This is a genomic window from Pseudomonas sp. REB1044 (assembly GCF_038813925.1).
GTDB classification, from domain to species: domain Bacteria; phylum Pseudomonadota; class Gammaproteobacteria; order Pseudomonadales; family Pseudomonadaceae; genus Aquipseudomonas; species Aquipseudomonas boreofloridensis.
Genome location: NZ_CP046139.1, coordinates 4,966,241 through 4,990,046, shown reverse-complemented (window position 1 = coordinate 4,990,046; position 23,806 = coordinate 4,966,241). Strand labels below are relative to the sequence as shown.

Here is a 23,806-nt window from a genome sequence, read left to right as displayed (position 1 = left end):
TGTGCGAAATTTGATACTTGTAGGGCCCATGGGTGCCGGAAAGAGCACCATCGGGCGCCTGTTGGCCAAAGAGCTGCGTCTGCTGTTCAAGGATTCCGACAAGGAAATCGAACTGCGCACCGGCGCCAACATCCCGTGGATCTTCGACAGGGAAGGCGAGCCGGGCTTTCGCGATCGCGAGCAGGCGATGATCGCCGAGTTGTGCGAACTTGACGGCGTGGTGGTCGCCACAGGCGGTGGCGCGGTGATGCGCGAGGCCAACCGTCGTGCCCTGCACCAAGGCGGCCGGGTCATCTACCTGCACGCCTCGGTCGAGCAGCAGGTGGGCCGTACCGCCCGTGATCGCAATCGCCCGCTGCTGCGCACGGCCAATCCTGAAGCCACGCTGCGCTCGCTGCTGGAGATGCGCGACCCGCTCTATCGCGAGATCGCCGACCTGGTGGTGGAAACCGACGAACGGCCACCGCGCATGGTGGTGATCGACATTCTCGAGCGCCTGCAGCAGTTGCCGCCCCGCTGAGCCGGGACTATTCTCGGCGACCAACGCCGGGTCGAGGTTGAACGTACGCGCAGGCCGCTCAGCCAAGGCCGCGCCCAAGCACATTGTGGGGATACATGCAGACACTGAAGGTCGATCTGGGCGAGCGCAGCTACCCGATCTACATTGGCGAGGGCCTGTTGGACCAGCCCGAGCTGCTGGCACCGCATATTGCCGGACGGCAGGTCGCCATCGTCTCCAACGAAACCGTCGCGCCGCTGTATCTCGAGCGCCTGAGCAAGACCCTTGGGGCTTGGTCGGTGCTGCCGGTGATACTGCCCGACGGCGAGGCCCACAAGAACTGGGAAACCCTCCAACTGATCTTTGATGCCCTGCTCACCGCCCGGCATGATCGGCGCACCACGGTGGTGGCGCTCGGCGGCGGCGTGATCGGTGACATGGCCGGCTTCGCTGCAGCCTGTTATCAGCGCGGCGTCGATTTCATCCAGGTGCCGACTACGCTGCTGTCCCAGGTGGACTCTTCGGTGGGCGGCAAGACCGGTATCAACCATCCGCTGGGCAAGAACATGGTCGGTGCGTTCTACCAGCCCAACGCAGTGCTCATCGACACCTTCAGCCTGCGCACCTTGCCGGCCCGCGAGCTGTCGGCCGGGCTTGCCGAGGTCATCAAGTACGGGCTGATCTGCGACGAGCCGTTCCTCGGCTGGCTGGAAGACAACATGGTCGCGCTGCGCCAACTCGACTCGACAGCCCTCACCGAAGCCATTCGCCGCTCCTGCGCGGCCAAGGCAGCGGTCGTCGGTGCCGACGAACGCGAATCGGGCGTGCGTGCCACCCTGAACCTCGGCCACACCTTCGGCCACGCCATCGAAACCCACATGGGTTACGGAGTATGGTTGCATGGCGAGGCCGTCGCTGCCGGGACCGTGATGGCCCTGGAGATGTCCATGCGCCTGGGCTGGATCGACCAGACGGCGCGTGATCGCGGAATTCGCCTGATGCAGGATGCAGGCCTGCCGGTGGTGCCTCCAGAGGAAATGACCCCGGCGCATTTCATGGAACATATGGCGGTCGACAAGAAGGTGCTCGACGGACGCCTACGCCTGGTGCTGTTGCGCCAGTTGGGCGAAGCCGTGATCACCGACGACTATCCGAAAGAGATCCTTCAGGCCACGTTGGCGGCGGACTACCGCGCAATCGTGGCCCAGCGTGAGGTTGTGACAGCGCAATGACCAGTTTGCATGCCGATGAGGCGTTTCTCGACCACTACCAGTTGAGCCACGATCCGTTCGCGCCGCGTGTGCCCGGCTTCAAATTCTTTCCTGCCCAGCGCAAGCCGGTGCTGGGTCAGTTGCATCATCTGGCGCGCTACAGCCACCTGATGCTGGTGGTGACCGGTCCCCATGGCAGCGGCAAGACCTTGCTGCGCCAGGCACTGGTCGCCAGCACCAACAAGCAGTCTGTGCAGAGCGTGGTGGTGTCGGCGCGCGGCGCCAGCGATGCCGCCGGCGTGCTCGGCCAAGTGGCCCAGGCGCTGGGCGTCGCGCAGCCGCAGGTACAGGCCATTCTTTCCCAGGTCGTGCAGTTGGCGCTGACCGGGCAAGAGGTGTATCTGCTGGTAGACGATGCGGAACAACTCGAAGAGTCAGCACTCCAAGCGTTGCTGGAACTGGCGGCCGGCGTTGCGGAAGGACGCCCGCATGTATTCCTGTTCGGCGAGCCTTCGCTGATTGCCGGGTTGGACGAACTCAGTGCCGAGGAAGAACGCTTCCACATCATCGAACTCGCCCCCTACAGCGAAGAGGAAACCCGCGAGTATCTGGAGCAACGCCTTGAAGGTGCTGGCCGGGGGCTGGACGTGCTCAGCGCTGAGCAGATCGCCGATATCCACGAAAACTCCGACGGTTGGCCGGGCAACATCAATCAGGTGGCCCGCGATACCTTGATCGAAGCCATGATTGCCACTCGCAGTACCGAGAAGCGACCATCCATGGGGTTCAAAATGCCTAAGAAACACGTGCTCGCACTGTCTGCTGTAGTTGTGGTCGCCGTTGCTGCGGCGGTCCTGATGCCCAAGAAAAGCGACAAGGCGCCAGCCGAGGCACCTGCCGCCCAAGCCCAGTTGCCACTGGGTCAGGGTCAGTCGAGCAGTGGCGGCCCGACGGTCGAGTTCTCCGGCTCGTCGCAACCGATGCCGCTGCCGCTGGTCGGTCAGTCGCAGCCGGTGATGCGTGAGCCGCTGGCCCAGGCGGCCGGTATGGGGGATGGTGAGGAGGGTGGTCCGGCGGGCAACACTGCACTGCAGCCGTCCGCGCCTTCGGCCGCGGTGCCGCCGACCGTCACCACCACTGCACCGCCCCAAGGTGTCGCTGCAGGTCCGGCGCCGACGCCGGCCCAGCCGGTTGTCAGCGCATCGAGCCAGCCGGCTGCCGCCGCGCAGAAACCGGCTGCCACGCAGCCGGCGAAAACCGCCACCCCTGCCAGCAAGCCGGCTGCGGCACCGACCCAGGTCGCCACGGCCAAGCCGGCGCCCAAAGCGGTCGAGAAGTCGACCGGCGGTGCGGGTAATAGCAGTTGGTACAGCGGCCAGAAGGCCGGCAACTACGTGGTCCAGGTATTCGGCACCAGCAATGAGTCGGCGGCCCAGTCGTTCGTCCGCGAGCAGGGCGGCGAGTACCGCTACTTCAAGAAAAACCTGCAGGGCAAACCCCTCTACGTGGTCACCTACGGCAATTTCGCCAGCCGCGACGCGGCAGCGGCTGCAATCAAGAACTTGCCAGCGAAGGTCCAGGCTGGTAAACCTTGGCCTCGTACCGTCGGCAGCGTTCAACAAGAGCTGGCCACGGCCCGCTGATCCTTCCGGGCGGCACCACCCCGCCGCCCAGTTGCTGAGCGAATCCCGGAATCTCGATAGCCTGCTGTGCACGAGCGCGGCAGGCTTTCGTGTCCCAGACTGCCGGCCACAAGCCTGATCGCAGTCACCGCTGAAACGCTTCAGACTCGAGTTCATTCGCCTACACGGTGAGTGACGCAAAAACATTCAAAATTGCGACATAAACTTTCAACGATTCGTCGTTATTGTTTGTGGGCGGCTTCGTCGCTGTGCAACAATGGTTTCCCATTGCCCCCGCAAAAAAGCTGGCATTTGATCGGCGTGGATGGTAAGTGGTTGTACTAAAAAGAGATTTGCCTTGGTTGAGAGGCGAACCTGGTGAGAATGTGTCTATGAAAACAGGTCTGTACCATCCCGAAGAATTCAAGGACAACTGTGGTTTTGGCCTGATTGCCCATATGACGGGCGAGCCGAGCCACCACCTCCTGCAAACCGCCGTCGAGGCCCTGACCTGCATGACCCACCGCGGTGGGATCAACGCAGACGGCAAGACCGGTGACGGTTGTGGCCTGCTGATGCAGAAGCCCGATCAGTTCCTGCGCGCCGTGGCCCGGGAACACTTCGCCGTCGAGCTTCCCAAGCAGTACGCGGTCGGCATGGTGTTCTTCAATCAGGACCCGGTGAAAGCCGAGGCCGCGCGGGCCAACATGAACCGCGAGATCACCCAGGCTGGCCTGCAACTGATCGGTTGGCGCAAGGTGCCGATCGATACCCGCGTGCTCGGTCGCCTGGCCTTGGAGCGCCTGCCGCAGATCGAGCAGGTGTTCATCGGCGGCGAAGGCCTGACCGACCAGGAAATGGCCATCAAGCTGTTCAGTGCCCGTCGCCGCTCGTCCGTGGCCAATGCCCACGACGCCGACCACTACATCTGCAGCTTCTCGCACAAGACCATCATCTACAAAGGTCTGATGATGCCGGCGGACCTCACCGCCTTCTATCCAGACCTCGGCGACGAGCGCCTGAAGACCGCGATCTGCGTCTTCCACCAGCGGTTCTCCACCAACACCTTGCCCAAGTGGCCGCTGGCGCAGCCGTTCCGCTTCCTCGCCCACAACGGCGAAATCAACACCATCACCGGTAACCGCAACTGGGCCATGGCCCGGCGCACCAAGTTCGCCAACGACCTGATCCCAGACCTGGAAGAGCTCGGCCCGCTGGTCAACCGGGTCGGCTCCGACTCCTCGAGCATGGACAACATGCTCGAGCTGATGGTCACCGGTGGCATCGACCTGTTCCGCGGCGTGCGCATGCTGGTGCCGCCGGCCTGGCAGAACGTCGAGACCATGGACGCCGACCTGCGCGCCTTTTACGAATACAACTCCATGCACATGGAGCCGTGGGACGGTCCGGCCGGCATCGTCATGACCGAAGGCCGCCACGCGGTGTGCCTGCTCGACCGCAATGGCCTGCGCCCGGCGCGCTGGGTGACCACCCGCAACGGCTACATCACCCTGGCCTCGGAAATCGGCGTGTGGAACTACCAGCCGGAGGACGTCATCGCCAAAGGTCGTGTCGGCCCGGGGCAGATCTTCGCCGTGGACACCGAGACCGGTCAGATCCTCGATACCGACGCGATCGACAACCGCCTCAAGTCGCGCCATCCCTACAAGCGCTGGCTGCGTCAGCACGCCACCCGTATCCAGGCGACCCTGAGCGACGACCAGGGCGTGGCCAGCTACGACGCCGACCAGCTCAAGCAGTACATGAAGATGTTCCAGGTCACCTTCGAGGAGCGTGACCAGGTGCTGCGTCCGCTCGGCGAGCAGGGCCAGGAAGCGGTCGGCTCGATGGGCGACGACACGCCGATGGCCGTGCTCTCCCAGCGCGTCCGCTCGCCGTACGACTTCTTCCGCCAGCAGTTCGCCCAGGTGACCAACCCGCCGATCGATCCGCTGCGCGAAGCGATCGTGATGTCCCTGGAAATCTGCCTGGGTGCCGAGCGCAACATCTTCCAGGAATCCCCCGAGCACGCCTCGCGGGTGATCCTCAGCTCGCCGGTGATCTCGCCAGCCAAGTGGCGCTCGCTGATGAACCTGGAGCGCGAGGGCTTCGACCGTCAGTTGATCGACCTCAACTACGAGCTGGGCCTGGGCTTGGAAGCGGCCATTCGCAACATCGCCGACCAGGCCGAAGAAGCGGTGCGCAGCGGCAAGACGCAACTGGTGCTGAGCGACCGTTTCATCGCCCCAGGCAAGTTGCCTGTGCATGCTTCGTTGGCTGTCGGGGCGGTTCACCACCGCCTGACCGAACAAGGCCTGCGCTGCGACAGCAACATCCTGGTGGAGACCGCCACCGCCCGTGACCCGCACCACTTCGCCGTGCTGCTGGGCTTCGGTGCCTCGGCCGTCTACCCGTACCTGGCGTACGAAGTGCTGGCCGACCTGATTCGTACCGGCGAAGTGCTGGGCGATCTGGACGAGGTGTTCAAGTACTACCGCAAAGGCATTTCCAAAGGCCTGCTGAAGATCCTCTCGAAGATGGGCATCTCCACCGTCGCCTCGTACCGTGGCGCCCAGTTGTTCGAAGCCGTGGGGCTGTCGGACGAGGTGGTCGGCCTGAGCTTCAAGGGCGTGTCCAGCCGCATCAAAGGTGCGCGCTTCGAGGATTTGGAGAGCGACCAGAAGCTGCTGGCGGCCGAAGCCTGGAGCGCGCGCAAGCCGATCCAGCAAGGTGGCCTGCTCAAATTCGTGCATGGCGGCGAGTACCACGCCTACAACCCGGACGTGGTCAACACCCTGCAGGCCGCCGTGCAGCAAGGCGATTACAGCAAATTCAAGGAGTACACCGCGCTGGTCGACCAGCGTCCGGTGTCGATGCTGCGTGACCTGCTCAAGGTCAAGGTGGCCGATCAGCCCCTGGCGCTGGAGCAGGTGGAGCCGGTCGGGGCCATCCTCAAGCGCTTCGACTCCGCCGGCATCTCCCTCGGTGCGCTGTCGCCGGAGGCCCACGAGGCCCTGGCCGAGGCCATGAACCGCCTGGGCGCTCGCTCCAACTCCGGCGAGGGCGGCGAAGACCCGGCCCGCTATGGCACGCTCAAGAGCTCGAAGATCAAGCAGGTGGCCACCGGCCGCTTTGGCGTGACCCCGGAGTACCTGGTCAACGCCGAAGTGCTGCAGATCAAAGTGGCCCAAGGCGCCAAGCCGGGCGAGGGCGGCCAGTTGCCTGGCGGCAAGGTCAACGGCCTGATCGCCAAGCTGCGCTATGCCGTGCCCGGCGTTACCCTGATCTCGCCACCGCCGCACCACGACATCTACTCCATCGAAGACCTCGCGCAGTTGATCTACGACCTCAAGCAGGTCAACCCGCAAGCGCTGGTGTCGGTGAAGCTGGTGGCCGAGGCGGGTGTCGGGACCATCGCGGCAGGCGTGGCCAAGGCCTATGCCGACCTGATCACCATTTCCGGCTACGACGGTGGCACCGGCGCCTCGCCGCTGACCTCGATCAAGTACGCGGGCGCACCGTGGGAACTGGGCCTGGCCGAGACCCACCAGACCCTGCGCGGCAACGACCTGCGCGGCAAGGTGCGGGTGCAGACCGACGGTGGCCTGAAAACCGGCCTGGACGTGATCAAGGCCGCCATCCTCGGCGCCGAGAGCTTCGGCTTCGGCACCGCGCCGATGATCGCCCTGGGCTGCAAGTACCTGCGGATCTGTCACCTGAACAACTGCGCCACCGGCGTGGCCACCCAGAACGACAAGCTGCGCAAGGACCACTACATCGGCACCGTCGACATGGTGATCAACTTCTTCACCTTCGTCGCCGAAGAAACCCGCGAATGGCTGGCCAAGCTGGGCGTGAGCAGCCTCGGCGAGCTGATCGGGCGTACCGACCTGCTCGACGTGCTGCCAGGTGACACCCAGCGCCAACAGCACCTGGACCTCACGCCACTGCTGGGCAGCTCGCACATTCCGGCCGACAAGCCACAGTTCTGCGAAGTGGACCGCAACCCGCCGTTCGACAAAGGCGAGTTGGCCGAGCGCATGGTCGACATGGCCCTGCCGTCGATCCGTGACCAGGCCGGTGGCGAGTTCGCCCTCGACATCTGCAACTGCGACCGCTCCATCGGCGCGCGCATCTCCGGTGAGATCGCCAAGCTCTACGGCAACCAGGGCATGGCGGCCACGCCGGTCACCTTCCGCTTCAAGGGCACCGCAGGGCAGAGTTTCGGCGTGTGGAACGCCGGTGGCCTGAACATGCACCTGGAAGGCGATGCCAACGACTACGTCGGCAAAGGCATGACCGGTGGCAAGCTGACCATCGTACCGCCGGCGGGCAGTCCGTTCGAAACCCAGCACAGCGCCATCGTCGGCAACACCTGCCTGTACGGCGCCACCGGCGGCAAGCTGTTCGCCGCTGGCACCGCAGGCGAGCGCTTCGCGGTACGTAACTCCGGCGCCCACGCTGTGGTCGAGGGCACGGGCGATCATTGCTGCGAATACATGACCGGTGGCTTTGTCTGCGTCTTGGGCAAGACCGGTTACAACTTCGGCTCCGGCATGACGGGCGGCTTCGCCTACGTGCTCGACCTGGACAACACCTTCGTCGACAAACTCAACCACGAGCTGGTGGAAATCCAGCGCATCAGTGGTGAGGCGATGGAGGCCTATCGCAGCCATCTGGCGCGTGTCCTGGGCGAATACGTGGACGAGACCGGCAGCGAGTGGGGGCGTGAGCTCTCCGAGAACCTGGACGACTACGTACGGCGCTTCTGGTTGGTCAAGCCCAAGGCGGCCAACCTCAAGCAACTGCTGTCCAGCACCCGCGCCAACCCGCAGTAAAGCAGCTGCAAGTGGCGAGCTCCCAGCTGCAAGCAGAAGCAGCACGGGGTTCGCCCGGCTTACGTGATCGTCTTGCGGCTTGCAGCTTCTGGCTCGCAGCTGCTGTTGAGAGGTTTTGAAAAATGGCTGAACGTCTAAGCAACGACTTCCAGTTCATCGAAGTGGGCCGCAAGGACCCGAAAAAGAAGCTGCTGCGCCAGCGCAAGAAGGAGTTCGTGGAAATCTACGAACCCTTCAAGCCGCAGCAGTCCGTGGAGCAGGCACATCGCTGCCTGGGCTGCGGCAACCCGTATTGCGAGTGGAAGTGCCCGGTGCACAACTTCATCCCCAACTGGTTGAAGCTGGTGTCCGAGGGCAACATCCTGGCGGCGGCGGAGCTGTCGCACCAGACCAATACCCTGCCGGAAGTCTGCGGCCGGGTCTGCCCGCAGGACCGTCTGTGCGAAGGCGCGTGCACCCTGAACGACGGTTTCGGTGCGGTGACCATCGGCTCGGTGGAGAAGTACATCACCGACACCGCCTTCGCCATGGGCTGGCGTCCGGACATGTCCAAGGTCAAGCCGACCGGCAAGCGCGTCGCCATCATCGGTGCCGGCCCGGCTGGGCTGGGCTGCGCCGATGTGCTGGTGCGTGCTGGCGTCACCCCGGTGGTGTTCGACAAGAACCCGGAAATCGGCGGTTTGCTGACCTTCGGTATTCCCGAGTTCAAGCTGGAAAAGAGCGTACTGAGCAACCGCCGCGAAGTGTTCACCGGCATGGGCATCGAGTTCCGCCTGAACACAGAAGTGGGCAAGGACATCACCTTGGAGCAGTTGCTCGCCGATTACGACGCCGTCTTCATGGGCATGGGTACCTACACCTACATGAAGGGCGGTTTCCCCGGCGAGGACCTGCCGGGCGTGCATGACGCGCTGGACTTCCTGATCGCCAACGTCAACCGCAACCTGGGCTTCGAGAAGTCGCCGGAAGACTTCGTCGACATGCAGGGCAAGCAGGTGGTGGTGCTCGGCGGTGGCGACACGGCGATGGACTGCAACCGCACCTCGATCCGCCAGGGCGCCAAGTCGGTGACCTGTGCCTACCGCCGCGACGAGGCCAACATGCCAGGCTCGCGCAAAGAGGTGAAGAACGCCAAGGAAGAAGGCGTGAAGTTCCTCTACAACCGCCAGCCCATCGCCATCGTCGGCGACGGCAAGGTCGAGGGCGTCAAGGTGGTCGAAACCCGCCTGGGCGAGCCGGATGCTCGCGGTCGCCGCAGTCCGGAGCCGATTCCCGGCTCCGAGCAGATCCTGCCGGCCGATGCCGTGGTGATCGCCTTCGGCTTCCGTCCGAGCCCGGCGCCATGGTTCGAGCAACATGGCATCCAGATGGACAGCCAGGGCCGCGTGGTGGCCCCGGAGAAGGCCGCCTTCAAGCACCAGACCAGCAACCCGAAGATCTTCGCCGGTGGCGACATGGTGCGCGGTTCGGACTTGGTGGTGACGGCCATCTTCGAAGGCCGCACGGCGGCAGAAGGCATCCTCGACTACCTGCAGGTGTGATCGAGCGCCGGGGTCGCCACTCGACCCCGGCATTATCCGGCCCGACAATCCTTGACCCACGGCACCCAATAGACAAAAGCCATGGCTGCAGCCGTGCCTTTTGCGCTGGCGTCTGAGAAAATGCCCGCACTTTTTTGCTGGATGCCGACATGACTGCCCTGAAGAACGATCGTTTCCTGCGTGCATTGCTCAAGCAGCCTGTAGACGTCACCCCGGTGTGGATGATGCGCCAGGCCGGCCGCTACCTGCCGGAGTACCGCGCCAGCCGTGCCAACGCCGGCGACTTCATGAGCCTGTGCAAGAACCCGCAGTTCGCCTGCGAGGTGACCCTCCAGCCGCTGGACCGCTACCCGCTCGACGCCGCGATCCTGTTCTCCGACATCCTCACCATCCCCGACGCTATGGGCCAGGGCCTGTATTTCGAGACCGGCGAAGGTCCGCGCTTCAAGAAGGTCGTCAGCACGGCGGCCGATATCGAAGCCCTGCCCATTCCCGATGCGCACAAGGACTTGGGCTACGTGATGGATGCGGTCAGCACCATCCGCCGCGAACTGAACGGCCGCGTGCCGCTGATCGGTTTCTCCGGCAGCCCCTGGACCCTGGCCACCTACATGATCGAAGGCGGCTCGTCGAAAGACTTCCGCAAGACCAAGGCCATGCTCTACGACCAGCCCGAGGCCATGCACCTGCTGCTGGACAAGCTGGCCCAGTCGGTCACCGCCTACCTCAACGGCCAGATCCAGGCCGGCGCCCAGGCGGTGCAGATCTTCGACACCTGGGGCGGCGCGCTGTCGGCGGCGGCCTACCAGACCTTCTCCTTGGCCTACATGCGCAAGATCGTCAGCGGCCTGATCCGCGAGCACGAAGGCCGCAAGGTGCCGGTGATCCTGTTCACCAAGAATGGCGGGCTATGGCTGGAAAGCATCGCCGAAGCCGGCGCCGACGCGCTGGGCCTGGACTGGACCTGCGATATCGGCGACGCCCGTCGCCGTGTGGGCGACCGCGTGGCGCTGCAGGGCAACATGGACCCGACCGTGCTGTACGCCAAGCCGGAGGCGATCCGCCAGGAAGTCGCGCGCATCCTGGCCAGCTATGGCCATGGCAGCGGCCACGTCTTCAACCTTGGCCACGGCATCACCCCGGAAGTCGACCCCGAGCACGCGGGGGTGTTCATCAATGCCGTGCACGAGTTTTCGGCGCAGTATCACGGCTGAACAGCGGGTACAGCTCCCACCTTTTTAGGGGGAGCGATGGATTAGACGCCGGGCACTAACTGTTCGGCGAACCTGGCAACGACATGGTCGTACGAATGCTGCTCGCCGACTGGCGTTGACCTGAGCCTGGATATCAGCGTCGTCAGCTCTTCATCGCTCACACTTTCCAGAAATTGAGGATCGAAAAATCGGGTAATTGCTTCGCTCCTTCGATTATTCAGGTAAGCGATATCCAAAGCGAGGACGTCGATCATCGTCTTCGCTGGGATGTCTGCCTCTGTTGCCGCTTGAATTTCTCCACTGAGAAGATACCGGAATCGTTGTTCACAGCCTTCCTCGAGCGGTGAGATATGAAGCGATTCTTCGAACCAGTTTTTCTTGTGGTGACCGCAGTGCAGTGGCGTGCCTGGTTCGGTTTCGCGAATACAGGAGGCGTGCAGGTTGCCATAGTCCAGCTCAAGGGTTTCAAACATTTCCTGTGGTCTGAAATGCTCTATGTGGCTACTGCCCAAGTCAATGCTGCGGCCGCAATAGCAACACAGACTGCCCTGTTCTTCGAGCAGGTTGGCGTGAAGTTCTCGTTTCTGCGGATTCTGCAAGTCGCTGTAGCACGGCTGCCAATCATCATTCGCTTGAGACTTCCACAGTATCAGTGAGGCGGGTTCACTCAGCTTGATGATTCTTCTCATTTTCCGAGGATTTCCTTTCTTCTGATCAGGGCCTCTGCACCGACGAACTCAGGTAGATCGGGCGCCTTGGTCTTGAGATCGGAAAGCTGTTCTTTGGCGGTTTCTAGTTCTCCCTTTTCAATTGAGGTGAACAGCGACGACAAGAGACGTTGGATTTCAGGATCTCGCTGGTCGGCTTCCATGACCTCGGACAGTATGGTGCTCGAATCCAGCCCATAGGTGACACGAGGGTGGGAAGACTCACCTTGGTCGAGGATGATGACCTCTTCGGGTTTCAAGGTGCCGATAATCTGAGGTGAGTGGCTTGCCGCAATGAACTGTACGGATGGAAATGCAGACCTGAGCGCCTTGACCAAACTGCGCTGCCAAGCCGGATGAAGGTGGATATCGAGCTCATCGATGATGATGATGCCCTTGGTGCGATTCAGTACTTCAGCGCCTAAATGCGGATTCAGCAGGCACATTCGTCTCGCAATGTCTGATAGCAGGGCAATCAGCGCCCGCTGTCCATCGCTGAGGCTATTGAACGGTAAAGAGGGCTGATTTTCCAAATCTACCATCAGGCTGCGCAATGTCATGTCATACCGCAGTCCTACCGCTTGAGGCAGAGCGTGTTTGATTGCGCCGTTGACTAAGCTGATTTCGTCATCATAGGCGGTGTCTGTAGTTACGCCCTCAGCGATCTTCTGTAACCGTTCGAGCGTCTTGCTGATCACCCAGCGCTCAAAATTCTCAGTGTTCGCCGCTGCATCCCACCATTGGCTGTAACCGTCCATTCTCGAGGGGCGATCTGTTGCAGCGGCCATTGCTGAAACCTGGCTTGGAATCCATCGGCGATTCGCTTGGTAGAATGCAAACACTGGCAGATCAATATAGATGTCTGTATCAATGTTCCTGATGACGTTTTGCATTGATGCGTGGGGATCAAAGTCGTAAGAGGTTAAACGATTTCCTCGTTCTTTTTTCGCTGACCAATGACTGCTCCCGAACGCCTCACCTTGAGCTTCTAAATTTAATGGATAGCGTCGTTCAAATCTGACTTTGCCATCAATTGTGTCCACAACAAATCTGACGTCTTCATCATTAATGTCTGTATAGTGGATGAGCGAATTACTAATGCATGTCAGCACTGCCGCAACCGACTTCAACAGCGAAGTTTTACCGATGCCGTTCACCCCAATGATGAGATTGAAATGGGGATTGAATCTGAAGTCGGCAGATTCGTAACAACGAAAGTTTTCAACCTTCAAGCTGTCGATGCGCATTCTGAAGCCCTTGCCTATGAGGTGACGACTCAGTGTAACGCCACCGTTGGCAGAAGCTAGGCGCCTCGAATCACCATTGATAAGCGAGATTAAGGTTAAATTCAGCGATCGTCGCTAATCTGGTTCCATCGAAACCCAAACAGGACCCGATCATCATGAAAATTCGTTATCTGCCGCTGATTCTTGCCCCGCTGTTCAGCACCGCCGCCCTGGCGGCTGGCTACACCGGCCCAGGTGCGCAATTGATCACCACCGTCGCCGCTGCCAAAGAGGCCGCCGACGACACGCCAGTGGTGTTGCAGGGCTATATCACCAAGAAGGTCAACAACGACGACAAGTACGAGTTCAAGGACAACACCGGCACCATCACCGTCGAGATCGACAACGAAGACCTGCCGGTCACTCCTTTCAATGAAAAGACCAAGGTCAAGCTGACCGGCGAGGTGGAGAAGCACCTGATGAGCCGTGAAGTGGATGTGGATATCGTCGAGATCATCAACTGATCCAGCCGCTGTCTCGCTGACGAGCGCGCCTGCCGAAAGTAATGGCAGCGCGCTCGTTCCGCGCAGGTCTCACGCCGATTTGGGCGCCAGTTTGCTCAAGTGCAGCGCCACCAGCAACGCCATCGCCAGCAGGCTGCCAATGAACAGCCCGATGCCGTTCCAGCCCCAGTGGTGCCAGAACACCCCGCCCGCCGTCCCGGCGACACTCGACCCCGCGTAGTAACAGAACAGGTACAGCGACGACGCCTGCCCCTTGGCCTTGAGCGCGCGTCGGCCAATCCAGCTACTGGCCACCGAATGCGCGCCGAAGAAACCGAAGGTGAACACCAGCATGCCGACCACCACCACGGGCAGCGGTGTGAACAGCGTCATCAGCATGCCGGCTGCCATCACGCCGATACTGGCCCAGAACACCCGGCGCCGCCCCAGTCTGTCCGCCAGTGCACCGACCTGCGCCGAGCTGTAGATCCCCGACAGGTAAACCACTGACAGCAACCCGACCAATGCCTGGTTCATGTGGTACGGCTCGGCCAGCAGGCGATAGCCGATGTAGTTGAACAGGGTGACGAACGCGCCCATCAGCAGGAAGGCTTCAAGGAACAGCCAAGGCAGGCCGGCGTCCTTGAAGTGCATGAGGAAGCCGTCGAGCAGGCGACGCGGTTGCAGCGATTGTGCACGGAAGTTGCGCGATTCGGGCAGCACCTTCCAGAACACCACCGCCGCCAGCAGCGCCAGAGCACCGATTACCAGCATCGCCGTGTGCCAACTGACGAAGTCGATCAGCACCCCGGCGATCAGTCGACCGCTCATGCCACCGATGGCATTGCCACCGATGTACAGGCCCATGGCCAGGCCGATGTGCTGGGGGTGGATCTCTTCGCTCAGATAGGTCATGGCCACGGCGGCCAGCCCGCTCAGCGACAGCCCGACCAGCGCCCGCGTGGCCAATACGCCTTCCCAGGTCGGCATGACGGCGCTGGCCAGGGTCGCCAGTGCCGCGCAGAGCAGGGCCATGACCATCACCGGCTTGCGCCCGATGCGGTCGGAGATCGGCCCGGTGACCAGCAGTCCCACGGCGAGCAACGCCGTGGAGACCGACAGCACCAGGCTGCTCTGCGCGGCATTGATGGCGAACTCCTGCGACAGCAGCGGCATCATCGGCTGCACGCAATAGAGCAGGGCGAAGGTGGCGAAGCCGCCGCTGAACAATGCCAGCACGGTCTTCATGAAGGCCGGGCTGCCTTTTTCGATCCAGATATCGGTCAGCGCAGCGGGGTCGGGTTCCAGGGCAAGGGGGGCTACAGCGGATTTCACGACGGACTACCTCAAGGCGCGGGGCCGGTGATGCGATGGAAAAATCATATAGCTGGCTAATGATTAGATCCAATATATTGTTCGACCTATTTGAGACGTTTGACGACTTGTTTGGAGCGCGCTATGGAGCTGCGTCACCTGCGTTATTTCATCGCTGTCGCCGAGGAGCTGCACTTCGGCCGCGCCGCGCAGCAACTAGGCATTTCCCAGCCGCCGTTGAGCCAGCAGATCCAGGCCCTCGAACAGGCGCTCGGTGCCCGATTGTTCGAGCGCACCAATCGCCGGGTGGCACTCAGCGAGGCCGGCCGGCTGTTTCTCGATGAGGCGCGACAGGTACTGGCCCAGGTCGATAAGGCCGCCGACGTGGCGCGGCGCGCGCAACTGGGCGAGCTGGGCGAGATGAAGATCGGGTTCACCTCGTCGGCGCCGTTCACGTCGCGTATTCCCCAGGCGATTCACGCCTTTCGCCAGCGCTTTCCGGCAGTTCACTTGCATTTGACGGAAATGAGTAGTCGCGAGGTGGTTGATGCGGTGTTCGACGAGTCCATCGAGGTCGGTCTGATGCGCCCGTTGCCCGTCCCCGAGGGGCTGGCGGTCACCGAGCTGTTCCGCGAGCCGCTGGTCGCCGTGCTCAACGCCTCCCACCCGCTGGCGGCGTGTGGTGACGGTGGCGTTCAGATGGCGGATCTGGCCCAAGAGCCGTTCGTGTTCTTCCCGCGCAGCTACGGCAGCGGCCTGTACGCGCAGTTGATGGAACTGGCGCGCCAGGCCGGCTTCAGCCCGCATTTCGCCCAGGAGGCAGGCGAGGCGCTGACCATCATCGGCCTGGTATCGGCCGGGTTGGGCGTGTCGGTGCTGCCGGCCTCGTTCCAGCGCATTCGCATCGACGGTGTGGTCTATCGCACGCTGCTCGACCCGCAGGCGACCAGCGCCGTGTGGCTGGTGCGCCGCGTGGGAGCAGGCTCGGCGATGGCCAATGCGTTTTGCGAGCTGTTGGCCGGTGTGCAAGCGCCCCAAGGCGCTGGATAAAGCGTTGCTGTGCACACATACTCGGTCATTCCCTGATACCCGGAGATCCTGTCATGCGGCGCGTGGTGTTCAATCAGAAAGGTGGCGTGGGCAAGTCGAGCATCGCCTGCAACCTGGCGGCGGTGAGCGCCAGCGAAGGCTATCGCACCCTGTTGATCGACCTGGATGCCCAGGCCAACTCCACCCAGTACCTCACCGGCCTGACCGGCGACGACATTCCCATGGGCATCGCCGACTTTTTCAAGCAGAGCCTGGCCGGCGGGCCGGTCGCGAAGAAGAACAAGGTCGATATCTACGAGACCCCGTTCGACAACCTGCACGTGATCACCGCCACGGCGGAACTCGCCGACCTTCAGCCCAAGCTCGAGGCCAAACACAAGATCAACAAGCTGCGCAAGTTGCTCGACGAGTTGAGCGAAGACTACGAACGGATCTACATCGATACGCCGCCCGCGCTGAACTTCTACGCGGTTTCAGCGCTGATCGCCGCTGATCGTGTGCTGATTCCCTTCGATTGCGACAGCTTCTCGCGCCAGGCCCTGTATGGCCTGCTCGCCGAAATCGAGGAACTCAAGGACGATCACAACGAAACCCTGGAGGTCGAGGGCATCGTCGTCAACCAGTTCCAGTCCCGCGCCAGCCTGCCGCAGCAGATGCTCGACGAACTGCTCGCCGAGGGGCTGCCGGTGTTGCCGGTGTACCTGGGCAGCTCGGTGAAGATGCGCGAGTCGCACCACGCCAGCCTGCCGCTGATTCATCTGGAGCCACGGCACAAGCTGACGCAGCAGTTCGTCGAGCTGCACTCGCTGCTCGAAGAGAACGCCTAGACGCCCTGCCCGCGCAGCCACTCCAGCAACGATTGCAGTGGCAGCGCGCCGGCCTGGCGGCTGACTTCGCGGCCCTGCTTGAACAGGATCAGGCTGGGGATCGAGCGAATCCCCAGTTGACCGGCCAGGCTGCGGTTGGCTTCGCTGTCCAGCTTGGCCAGGCGGCAGCGGCCGGCAAGCTGGCGGGTGGCCTGTGCGAACGTCGGGGCGAAGCTCTTGCACGGCCCGCACCAGTCGGCCCACACGTCCACCAGCAGCGGCAGATCGCCCTTGATCTGGCTGGCGTAGCTGCGCTCGGTCAGCTCGAAGGGCTGGCCAAGCAGCACCTCCTGTTTGCAGCGTCCGCACTTGGGGCTGTCGCCCAGGCGCTCGGCCGGCAAGCGGTTGAGGCCATTGCAGTGAGGGCAGGGGATGACCAGGGGTTCAGGCATATCTTCTCCTTGGGGTGCGATAGGGCTGTCGGGCCGCGCCTGGCATTCAGGACGAGCAACTGATTTCCAGGTGCTTGCCCCAGGTTGGCGGGCGCTCGGCGTAGGCCTGCATGCCGGGCTGTTCCTCGAACGGCCTGCTCAGCACCTGGTGCAAGCGCCGGACTTCACTGTAGTCGCCCGCTTCGGCCGCCTCGATGGCCTGCTGCGCCAGGTAGTTGCGCAGGATGTACAGCGGATTGACCGCGTGCATGCGCGCACGCCGGCCTTGGGCATTGTCGGGTTCGCGCTGACAGCGTGCCAGGTAGTCGGCGGCCCAGTCGTCGAAGCCGGCGAGGTCGACGAAGTCGTCACGCACCCCGTGTAGCGCCTGTTCGATCGGTTGCTCGCCGAGCCGGCGGAAGAACAGCGTGTAATCCACTGCGCCACGCTGCATGCACTGCAGCAGGCGCTCGACCAGCGCCATGTCGTCCTCTTCAGCACAGGTCAGGCCGAGGCGGCGACGCATCAGGTCCAGGTAATGGGCCTGGTACAGCGGCAGGAACAGCCCCAGCGTGTCCTTGAGCGCCTCGACCTCCACCACCGTGGTCAACGCCTGGGCCAGCGCGCTGAGGTTCCAGTGGGCGATCGGCACCTGGTTGGCGTAGCTGTAGCGGCCACGGTCGTCGGAGTGGTTGCAGATGAAGTTGGCATCGAAGTCGTCGAGGAAGGCGAACGGGCCAAAGTCGAAGGTGATGCCGAGGACCGACATGTTGTCGGTGTTCATCACCCCGTGGCAGAAACCGTAGGCTTGCCAGCGCGCGATCAGCTCGGCGTTGCGCTCGACGATGCTGCGGAACATGGCCAGGTACGGCTGCTCGGCCGCAAGGCACTCGGGGTAGTGCTGGTCGAGCACATGATCCAGTAGCACCCGCTGCTGCTCGGATTTTTGCGTGTAGTAGAAATATTCGAAATGGCCGAAGCGGACATGGCTGGGCGCCAGGCGCAGCAGCATGGCTGCGCTTTCCTGGGTTTCGCGCCACACCGGCGTGCTCGAACCGATCACGCACACGGCGCGACTGCTGGGAATGCCCAGCGCGTGCAGGGCTTCGGAGGCAAGGAACTCGCGGATCGACGAGCGCAGCACGGCGCGGCCATCGCCCATGCGCGAGTACGGGGTCTGGCCGGCGCCCTTGAGGTGCAGGTCCCAGTGCTCGCCCGCGTCGTTGACCACCTCGCCCAGCAGCAGGCCACGACCGTCGCCCAGGCGCGGGTTGTAACCGCCGAACTGATGGCCGGAATACACCATCGCCCGAGGGTCGGCGTCTTCCCAGAGCGTGTGGCCGCCGAACAGCTCGGCGAACACCGGCAACTCGGCCTGCGCCGGATCCAGATCGAGCAACGCCAGGGCCGCTTCGCTGACCACCACCAGGCGCGGGTCGGCGATCGGCTCGGGCAGCACCTGGGTGGAGAAGGTGTCGCCCAGACGGGCGAAGCGGTTGTCGAACTGCAGGTGGTCGAGCGTTTTCACGGGCGGCTCCGGGTTGTTGAGGGGCGGTCCAGGTGCAGCGTTGACTGGCATTCTGGGCGCTTGCACCGGTCAGCGTCCAATTCAGCTCGGTGGCGTGCTGCTGTCGGGTGTGTTCTCCAGCGGGATCATCTGCTGTTTGCCGTTCTTGGTGTCCATCAGGAACACCTCCACCTGGCGCACCGAGATCTTGATGTCATGGGCCTTGAACTCACGGTTGATGTAGCGGTTGATCTCGTCCAGCGTCGGGTTGCGGTCGCCCAGGTCGCGCACGTGCATGCGCAGTTCGTGGTCCAGCGAGCTCTCGCCGAATTGCAGGAAGTACACCAGCGGCTCAGGGTCTTTGAGCACCCGGGGATTTTCGTGGGCGCCCTTGAGCAGCAGGTCACGCACCAGGTCCAGGTCCGAGCCGTAGTCGATGCCCAGCTTCAGCGTCACCCGGGTCACCGTGTCGGTCAGCGACCAGTTGATCAACTGCCCGGTGATGAAGGTCTTGTTGGGGACGATGATGTCCTTGCGGTCGAAGTCGGTGATGGTGGTGGCACGGATGCGGATCTTGCTCACCGTGCCGGACAGGTTGCCGATGGTGATGGTGTCGCCGATGCGCACCGGGCGCTCGAACAGGATCATGATGCCGGAGATGAAGTTGGCGAAGATCTCCTGCATGCCGAAGCCCAGGCCCAGCGACAGCGCGGCGACCAGCCATTGCAGCTTGTCCCAGCTCACCCCGAGGGTGGCCAGGGTGCTGACGATGCCCACGCCGACGATCACGTACGACAGCAGCGTGGTGATGGCGTAGGCGCTGCCCTGGGCCAGGCTCAGGCGTGACAGCACCAGCACCTCCAGCAGGCCCGGCAGGTTGCTGGCCAGGGCGATGGTGATGCCGGCGATGACCAAGGCGCCGAGCAGGTCGCCGAGGCTGATCGGCACCATGCTGGCGGTGGCGCCGGTGCCGCTGGTGTATTCGTACAGGGTGAAGTTGTTGAGGTAGGAGAACACCGAGATCAGGTCCGACCACACCCAGTACAGGCCGGCGATGAAGCCGCCGAGCAAGGCCAGGCGGATCAGGCGCAGCGACTGCTGGTTGACCTGCTCGATGTCCAGGGTCGGTTCTTCGACGATCACCTCGCCGTCCAGGCCTTCCTTGGCCGCCGCACGCTTGCTCAGCGCGCGTTGGTAGGCCAGGCGCCGCGCCGCCACCGACAGACCGCGCACGAACGCCGCCTCGATCACCAGCCAGAACAGCAGCAGGTACAGCGTGTAGATCAGGCGGTCGGTGAGTTTCAGCGCGGTGTAGTAGTAGCCGAAGCACACCGCGACGAACAGCGCGATGGGCAGGGCGGTGAAGGCCACGCCGACGGCCTTGCGGAACAACGAGGTGTTCTGGTGCGCCGGGCTGCTCAACAGCAGGCGGCTGAGCAACCAGGCCATCAGCCCATAGCAGGTCAGGACCACGCCGATGCCGAGCACGTCGTCGGCCAGCGCCGAGGGCTGGTGCTCAGCCACGGCCACCACGCCGACCAAGGCCAGCACCACGGTGCCGAGCCGGCGCACCCAGCCACGCAGGAACTCGACCTGCGGCTTGTGCCAGCGGAAATGCACTTCCGCCACGCCGCCGGGGGCGAGGATGCGGTAGGCGGTGTAGAACACCAGCCAGGCCTGGGCCAGTTGCCAGAGTGCGGCGCCGAGGTTGGCGTTCTGCCCGCGCGCGTCGATCTGCAAGGCGTAGCTGCACAACGCCAGGCCCAGGCTCAGCGGCATCGCCAGGAGGATGTTGATCAAGATCGCCTGGGGCGTGTGCCACTGGCTGTCGCGGCGGAAGTGGCCAATGTCCTGGTGCACCTTGCCCAGGCGCTGATACAGGTACTTGCGTCGCCACAGCAGTGCGCCGATCACCAGCAGCAGCGGCAGGAACAGCAGCGGCCGTTGTAGCAGGCCATCGGCCAGCTCGTTGATGCCCGAGCTCCACGGCAGGCTGGCGACCTGGTTGGCGAAGCGCTCCGGCACGTAGCGCAGCCAGTCCCAGTCCAGCGGCTTGTTGCTGGGGATCCAGAACATCTGTTCATCGAGGGTGGTGCGCAGGTTTTGCGCGGTACTGAGCAACTGTTTCTGGTTGAGTTGCAGGGTGATCGATTCGTTGAGCAGCGCCGACAGCTCGCGGTTCAGCCGTTCGAGCAGGTCGCTGCGGGTGATGGCCACTTCCAGCAGGGCTTTGCGCAGTTGCGGCGTGACGTCCTGCTCGGGCTGTTTGGACAGCAGGTCGTCGACGTAGCTGATCGGGCTGCTCATCTGCTCGCGCTGCTGGTTGACCTCGAACTGGTAGAGACGGATATCGGCGATCTGGTCGGCCAGGTCGCGGTCCAGCTTCAGGTGCGGCAGGGCTTGCTTCTGCTTGTAGAGGATCTTGGACAGCAGCAGGCTGCCCTTGAGCACGTTGATCTGCTCGTCCAGGGCCTGGTCGGCCTGGGTCAGGGTGTCGAGTTGCTGCTTGGTTTGCAGGTTCTGCTGGGTCAGCTCGTTGAGACGGTCGGTGCTGCGCAGCAGGTAGTCGGAGAGCTTGAGGTTGGCTGCGCTCTCGTTGGCCAGCAGGGTGCTGCCGCCGGCCTTCTGCGCCTCGATGGACTGCTGGGTGACGGTCTGCTGGGACTGCGCCAGGCGCTTTTCGTTGATCAGCGTCTGCAGGTCCTGAATCTCCTGTTCCAGGCGCGCGGTGCGCTCGATCAGCAGGTCATGGCGGGCGCTGCCCAGGTCTTGCAGCAGGCTGTTGCCGGCCAGCTCCTGGCGGCGCAGCAGGGTCAGGGCATTGAGCGAGGCCTGTTCGGCGATGAGCTGGTTGCGCTGGTCGGGGGACAGCGCCTTGCCGTTGTCCTTGCCCGACTTGAGCGCGTTGTTGATCTGCTGGACGCGAGTCTGGTTGTTGCTGATCTCGGCCTGGGCACGCTCGGGGCGGGTCTGCGAGTTGATGATCAGGCTGTTGGCTTCGGACAGCGCTTTTTGCAGGTCGCCCTGCTGGGTGCTGCGTTCGCTGAGCATCAATTCGAGCTGCGGCACGCTGAGGTTGGCGTAGCGCTGCGCCACCGGGGTGGGCTTGCTGGTCTTGAGCTTGGCCAGCTCGTGCTGGCTGTCACGGGTTTCCTGGGGCGCGCTGGCGAGCTGCTGCTTGAGTTCGGCGAGCTTGCGGTCGCTGTCGTCCTTGCTGGCGATCAGCGTCAGGGTTTGCTCCAGCACTTGCTGCAGCGCCTTCTGTTCGGCCTCCGGCAGCTTGCGCTCGGCGATCTTGTCGAGGCTGTTCTGAACACCCGGAGCGGTGGGCATCTCGGCCGCCACAACGGCGAACGACAGGGAGAGGCACAGCCCGAGCAGGGCTGTGCGGGCATATACGCGCAGGGACATAGGCAGACTACTAGCGAAAGGGCATGAATCGGAGTTTAGAGGAACAGACCGGGTCCGGGTCGGGTTCCTTCGGGGAATCTGACGCCCACTTTCTGGATCTTGTTCCCGTCCATGGTCGCCACCGTCCAGATCGTGCCCTGCCATTCCACCTGGTCGCCCACGATGGGCGCGCCGCCGACCTTCTGTCGGATGAACTGCGCCAGCGGGGTGGACGCCTCCAGGCCGTCGAGCGTGAGGCCGTACAGTGCGGCCACCGCGCCCAGTTCGGCATCGCCTTCGAGCACGAAGTCGCCGAAGAAGCGCAGGTCCAGGCCGCGCTGGGGCGCCTGGCTGAACAGTTTGCCCAGCGCCGGCAGGTTGTGTTCATGGCCGATCACGCAGAGCATGTCGTCGACCTCCAGCACGGTGCTGCCGGACGGGTGCAGCAACTGTTGGCCGCGGAACAACGCGGCGATGCGCGTGCCCTCGGGCATCCTCAGCTCGCGCAGGGGCGAGCCGATGCACCATTTTTCCGCGCCGAGGCGATAGACGAACAGCTCCCATTCGCTGGTGATGTGCACCTCCAGCGCCGAGCGGGAAATTGGCGCCGGGTCCGGTGGCACCGTGACCTTCAGCAGCTTGGCCATCCACGGCAGGCTGGTGCCCTGCACCAGCAGCGACACCAGCACGATGAAGAACGCCAGGTTGAAGAACAGTTGCGCCTGCGGCAGGCCCGCCATCAGCGGGAACACCGCCAGGATGATCGGGACCGCGCCACGCAGGCCGACCCAGGAAATGAAGCCTTTCTCGCGACCATGGAAGGCCTTGAACGGCAGCAGCGCAGCGACCACCGACAGCGGCCGGGCGACGAGAATCATCCAAAGCGCCAGGCCCAGGGCGGGCAGGGCGATGGGCAGCAGGTCGTGCGGGGTGACCAGCAGGCCGAGCACCAGGAACATGCCGATCTGCGCCAGCCAGGCCATGCCGTCGAGCATGTGCAGGATGCCGTGGCGGCTGCGGATCGGCTTGTTGCCCAGCACCAGACCGCACAGGTAGACGGCGAGGAAGCCGCTGCCATGCAGGGCGTTGGTCAGCGAGAACACCACCAGGCCGCCCGCCACCACCAGGATCGGGTACAGGCCACCGGCCAGGTTGATACGGTTGACCAGTTGCAGCATCAGCCAGCCGCCGCCCAGGCCCAGCAGGCCGCCGATGCCGAACTCGCGCAGCAGGTGGGTCAGCAGGCTCCAGTGCAGGCCGGTCTGGCCGCTGGCGATCATGTCGATGAGCGTCACGGTGAGGAACACCGCCATCGGATCGTTGCTGCCGGACTCGATCTCCAGGGTGGCGGTCACCCGCTCGTTGAGACCCTTGCCGCCGAGCAGCGAAAACACCGCGGCAGCGTCGGTGGAGCCAACGATGGCGCCGATCAGCAGGCCTTGGATCAAGCTCAGGTCGAACAGCCAGGCGGCGACCATGCCGGTCAGCGCGGTGGTGATGAGCACTCCGACCGTGGCCAGCGACAGCGCCGGCCACAAGGCCACGCGGAAGCTCGCCACCCGTGTGCGCAGGCCGCCGTCGAGCAGGATCACCGCCAGGGCCAGGTTGCCCACCAGGTAGGCGGTCGGGTAGTTGTTGAAGATGATGCCGCCGCCATCCACGCCGGCAACCATGCCGACCGCGAGGATGATGACCAGGATGGGAATGCCCAGGCGCGAAGACAGCGAGCTGACCAGGATGCTTGCGCCCACCAGCAGTGCGCCGATCAGGAACAGGCTGTTGATGGTACTGGCATCCAAAGGCAGGTACTCCGGGACTTCGCGGGGATGAAGACGTGGTAGTGCTGAAGAGAACTAGCAGGTCGCGTGCCAATCGATTCTAACCTGATGAATTGGCGGCATGTAAAGCGTTTCTGCAGATGTACGAAAGGCACCGTCGAGGTGCCTT

Annotated in this window: 16 protein-coding genes; 9 read left to right on the top strand and 7 right to left on the bottom strand. The window is 63.4% G+C overall.

Going from position 1 to position 23,806, the window contains the following annotated elements; all coding sequences use genetic code 11:
* Position 1: 1 nt before the first annotated feature.
* From aroK to hemE, 6 genes are all read left to right on the top strand, one after another.
* On the top strand, positions 2-520 hold the full coding sequence (gene aroK / locus GKC70_RS22510) for a shikimate kinase AroK (protein WP_039582580.1): 519 nt from the start codon (positions 2-4) through the stop codon (positions 518-520).
* Between the two features lie 95 nt (positions 521-615).
* Positions 616-1,731 carry a 3-dehydroquinate synthase gene (gene aroB / locus GKC70_RS22505; protein ID WP_342649978.1) on the top strand — a complete coding sequence of 372 codons (1,116 nt, stop codon included), beginning with the start codon at positions 616-618 and terminating at the stop codon, positions 1,729-1,731.
* A complete protein-coding gene (locus GKC70_RS22500) occupies positions 1,728-3,353 on the top strand; it encodes an AAA family ATPase (protein WP_342649977.1) in 1,626 nt (541 codons plus the stop codon). The genes aroB and GKC70_RS22500 overlap by 4 nt, the downstream gene beginning before the upstream one ends.
* Before the next feature lie 371 nt (positions 3,354-3,724).
* Positions 3,725-8,170 carry a glutamate synthase large subunit gene (gene gltB / locus GKC70_RS22495; protein ID WP_342649976.1) on the top strand — a complete coding sequence of 1,482 codons (4,446 nt, stop codon included), beginning with the start codon at positions 3,725-3,727 and terminating at the stop codon, positions 8,168-8,170.
* A 122-nt stretch (positions 8,171-8,292) separates the two neighbouring features.
* Complete coding sequence (locus GKC70_RS22490; RefSeq protein ID WP_029614298.1) at positions 8,293-9,711, top strand: FAD-dependent oxidoreductase; 1,419 nt, start codon at positions 8,293-8,295, stop codon at positions 9,709-9,711.
* Positions 9,712-9,860: 149 nt separating this feature from the next.
* A complete protein-coding gene (gene hemE, locus GKC70_RS22485; RefSeq protein ID WP_116887366.1) occupies positions 9,861-10,925 on the top strand; it encodes a uroporphyrinogen decarboxylase in 1,065 nt (354 codons plus the stop codon).
* 41 nt (positions 10,926-10,966) lie between these two features.
* On the opposite strand, the gene GKC70_RS22480 is transcribed toward hemE, so the two are convergent.
* Complete coding sequence (locus tag GKC70_RS22480) at positions 10,967-11,614, bottom strand: retron system putative HNH endonuclease (protein ID WP_342649975.1); 648 nt, start codon at positions 11,612-11,614, stop codon at positions 10,967-10,969.
* Positions 11,611-12,879 (bottom strand): AAA family ATPase, encoded by a 1,269-nt coding sequence (locus GKC70_RS22475; RefSeq protein WP_342649974.1) that lies wholly within the window; start codon positions 12,877-12,879, stop codon positions 11,611-11,613. Before GKC70_RS22475 ends, GKC70_RS22480 begins: the two co-directional genes overlap by 4 nt.
* Before the next feature lie 155 nt (positions 12,880-13,034).
* On the opposite strand from GKC70_RS22475, the gene GKC70_RS22470 reads away from it, so the two are divergent.
* The gene (locus tag GKC70_RS22470) at positions 13,035-13,382 is read left to right on the top strand and encodes a NirD/YgiW/YdeI family stress tolerance protein (protein ID WP_342649973.1); all 348 of its coding nucleotides are present in this window, start codon (positions 13,035-13,037) and stop codon (positions 13,380-13,382) included.
* Between the two features lie 69 nt (positions 13,383-13,451).
* Here the strand turns inward: GKC70_RS22470 and GKC70_RS22465 are convergent, their stop codons facing one another.
* Complete coding sequence (locus GKC70_RS22465) at positions 13,452-14,696, bottom strand: MFS transporter (protein WP_342649972.1); 1,245 nt, start codon at positions 14,694-14,696, stop codon at positions 13,452-13,454.
* Positions 14,697-14,819: 123 nt separating this feature from the next.
* Between GKC70_RS22465 and GKC70_RS22460 the strand changes: the two genes are divergently transcribed.
* Both GKC70_RS22460 and GKC70_RS22455 read left to right on the top strand, forming a co-directional pair.
* The gene (locus GKC70_RS22460; protein WP_342649971.1) at positions 14,820-15,725 is read left to right on the top strand and encodes a LysR family transcriptional regulator; all 906 of its coding nucleotides are present in this window, start codon (positions 14,820-14,822) and stop codon (positions 15,723-15,725) included.
* A 53-nt stretch (positions 15,726-15,778) separates the two neighbouring features.
* Positions 15,779-16,552, top strand: coding sequence for a ParA family protein (locus tag GKC70_RS22455; RefSeq protein WP_295486325.1), 774 nt, complete (start codon positions 15,779-15,781; stop codon positions 16,550-16,552).
* On the opposite strand, the gene trxC is transcribed toward GKC70_RS22455, so the two are convergent.
* From trxC to GKC70_RS22435, 4 genes are all read right to left on the bottom strand, one after another.
* Complete coding sequence (gene trxC / locus GKC70_RS22450) at positions 16,549-16,983, bottom strand: thioredoxin TrxC (RefSeq protein WP_342649970.1); 435 nt, start codon at positions 16,981-16,983, stop codon at positions 16,549-16,551. The two genes, GKC70_RS22455 and trxC, sit on opposite strands and share 4 nt — an antisense overlap.
* A gap of 46 nt (positions 16,984-17,029) precedes the next feature.
* Entirely contained in the window at positions 17,030-18,490 is a 1,461-nt protein-coding gene (locus GKC70_RS22445; protein ID WP_342649969.1) for a YdiU family protein, read from the bottom strand.
* An 81-nt stretch (positions 18,491-18,571) separates the two neighbouring features.
* Entirely contained in the window at positions 18,572-21,880 is a 3,309-nt protein-coding gene (mscK, locus tag GKC70_RS22440; protein ID WP_342649968.1) for a mechanosensitive channel MscK, read from the bottom strand.
* A 35-nt stretch (positions 21,881-21,915) separates the two neighbouring features.
* Positions 21,916-23,658, bottom strand: a complete 1,743-nt coding sequence (locus GKC70_RS22435) for a potassium/proton antiporter (protein WP_039582597.1) — start codon at positions 23,656-23,658, stop codon at positions 21,916-21,918.
* Between the last annotated feature and the right edge of the window lie 148 nt (positions 23,659-23,806).

What these genes read in the sequence shown, in the direction of transcription:
- GKC70_RS22470 (WP_342649973.1), top strand. Translation starts at nt 13,035, where the DNA reads ATGAAAATTCGTTATCTGCCGCTGATTCTTGCCCCGCTGTTCAGCACC.
- GKC70_RS22475 (WP_342649974.1), bottom strand. Translation starts at nt 12,879, where the DNA reads ATGCGCATCGACAGCTTGAAGGTTGAAAACTTTCGTTGTTACGAATCT.
- GKC70_RS22500 (WP_342649977.1), top strand. Translation starts at nt 1,728, where the DNA reads ATGACCAGTTTGCATGCCGATGAGGCGTTTCTCGACCACTACCAGTTG.
- trxC (WP_342649970.1), bottom strand. Translation starts at nt 16,983, where the DNA reads ATGCCTGAACCCCTGGTCATCCCCTGCCCTCACTGCAATGGCCTCAAC.
- aroB (WP_342649978.1), top strand. Translation starts at nt 616, where the DNA reads ATGCAGACACTGAAGGTCGATCTGGGCGAGCGCAGCTACCCGATCTAC.
- GKC70_RS22455 (WP_295486325.1), top strand. Translation starts at nt 15,779, where the DNA reads ATGCGGCGCGTGGTGTTCAATCAGAAAGGTGGCGTGGGCAAGTCGAGC.
- GKC70_RS22460 (WP_342649971.1), top strand. Translation starts at nt 14,820, where the DNA reads ATGGAGCTGCGTCACCTGCGTTATTTCATCGCTGTCGCCGAGGAGCTG.
- mscK (WP_342649968.1), bottom strand. Translation starts at nt 21,880, where the DNA reads ATGTCCCTGCGCGTATATGCCCGCACAGCCCTGCTCGGGCTGTGCCTC.
- hemE (WP_116887366.1), top strand. Translation starts at nt 9,861, where the DNA reads ATGACTGCCCTGAAGAACGATCGTTTCCTGCGTGCATTGCTCAAGCAG.
- gltB (WP_342649976.1), top strand. Translation starts at nt 3,725, where the DNA reads ATGAAAACAGGTCTGTACCATCCCGAAGAATTCAAGGACAACTGTGGT.
- GKC70_RS22480 (WP_342649975.1), bottom strand. Translation starts at nt 11,614, where the DNA reads ATGAGAAGAATCATCAAGCTGAGTGAACCCGCCTCACTGATACTGTGG.
- GKC70_RS22490 (WP_029614298.1), top strand. Translation starts at nt 8,293, where the DNA reads ATGGCTGAACGTCTAAGCAACGACTTCCAGTTCATCGAAGTGGGCCGC.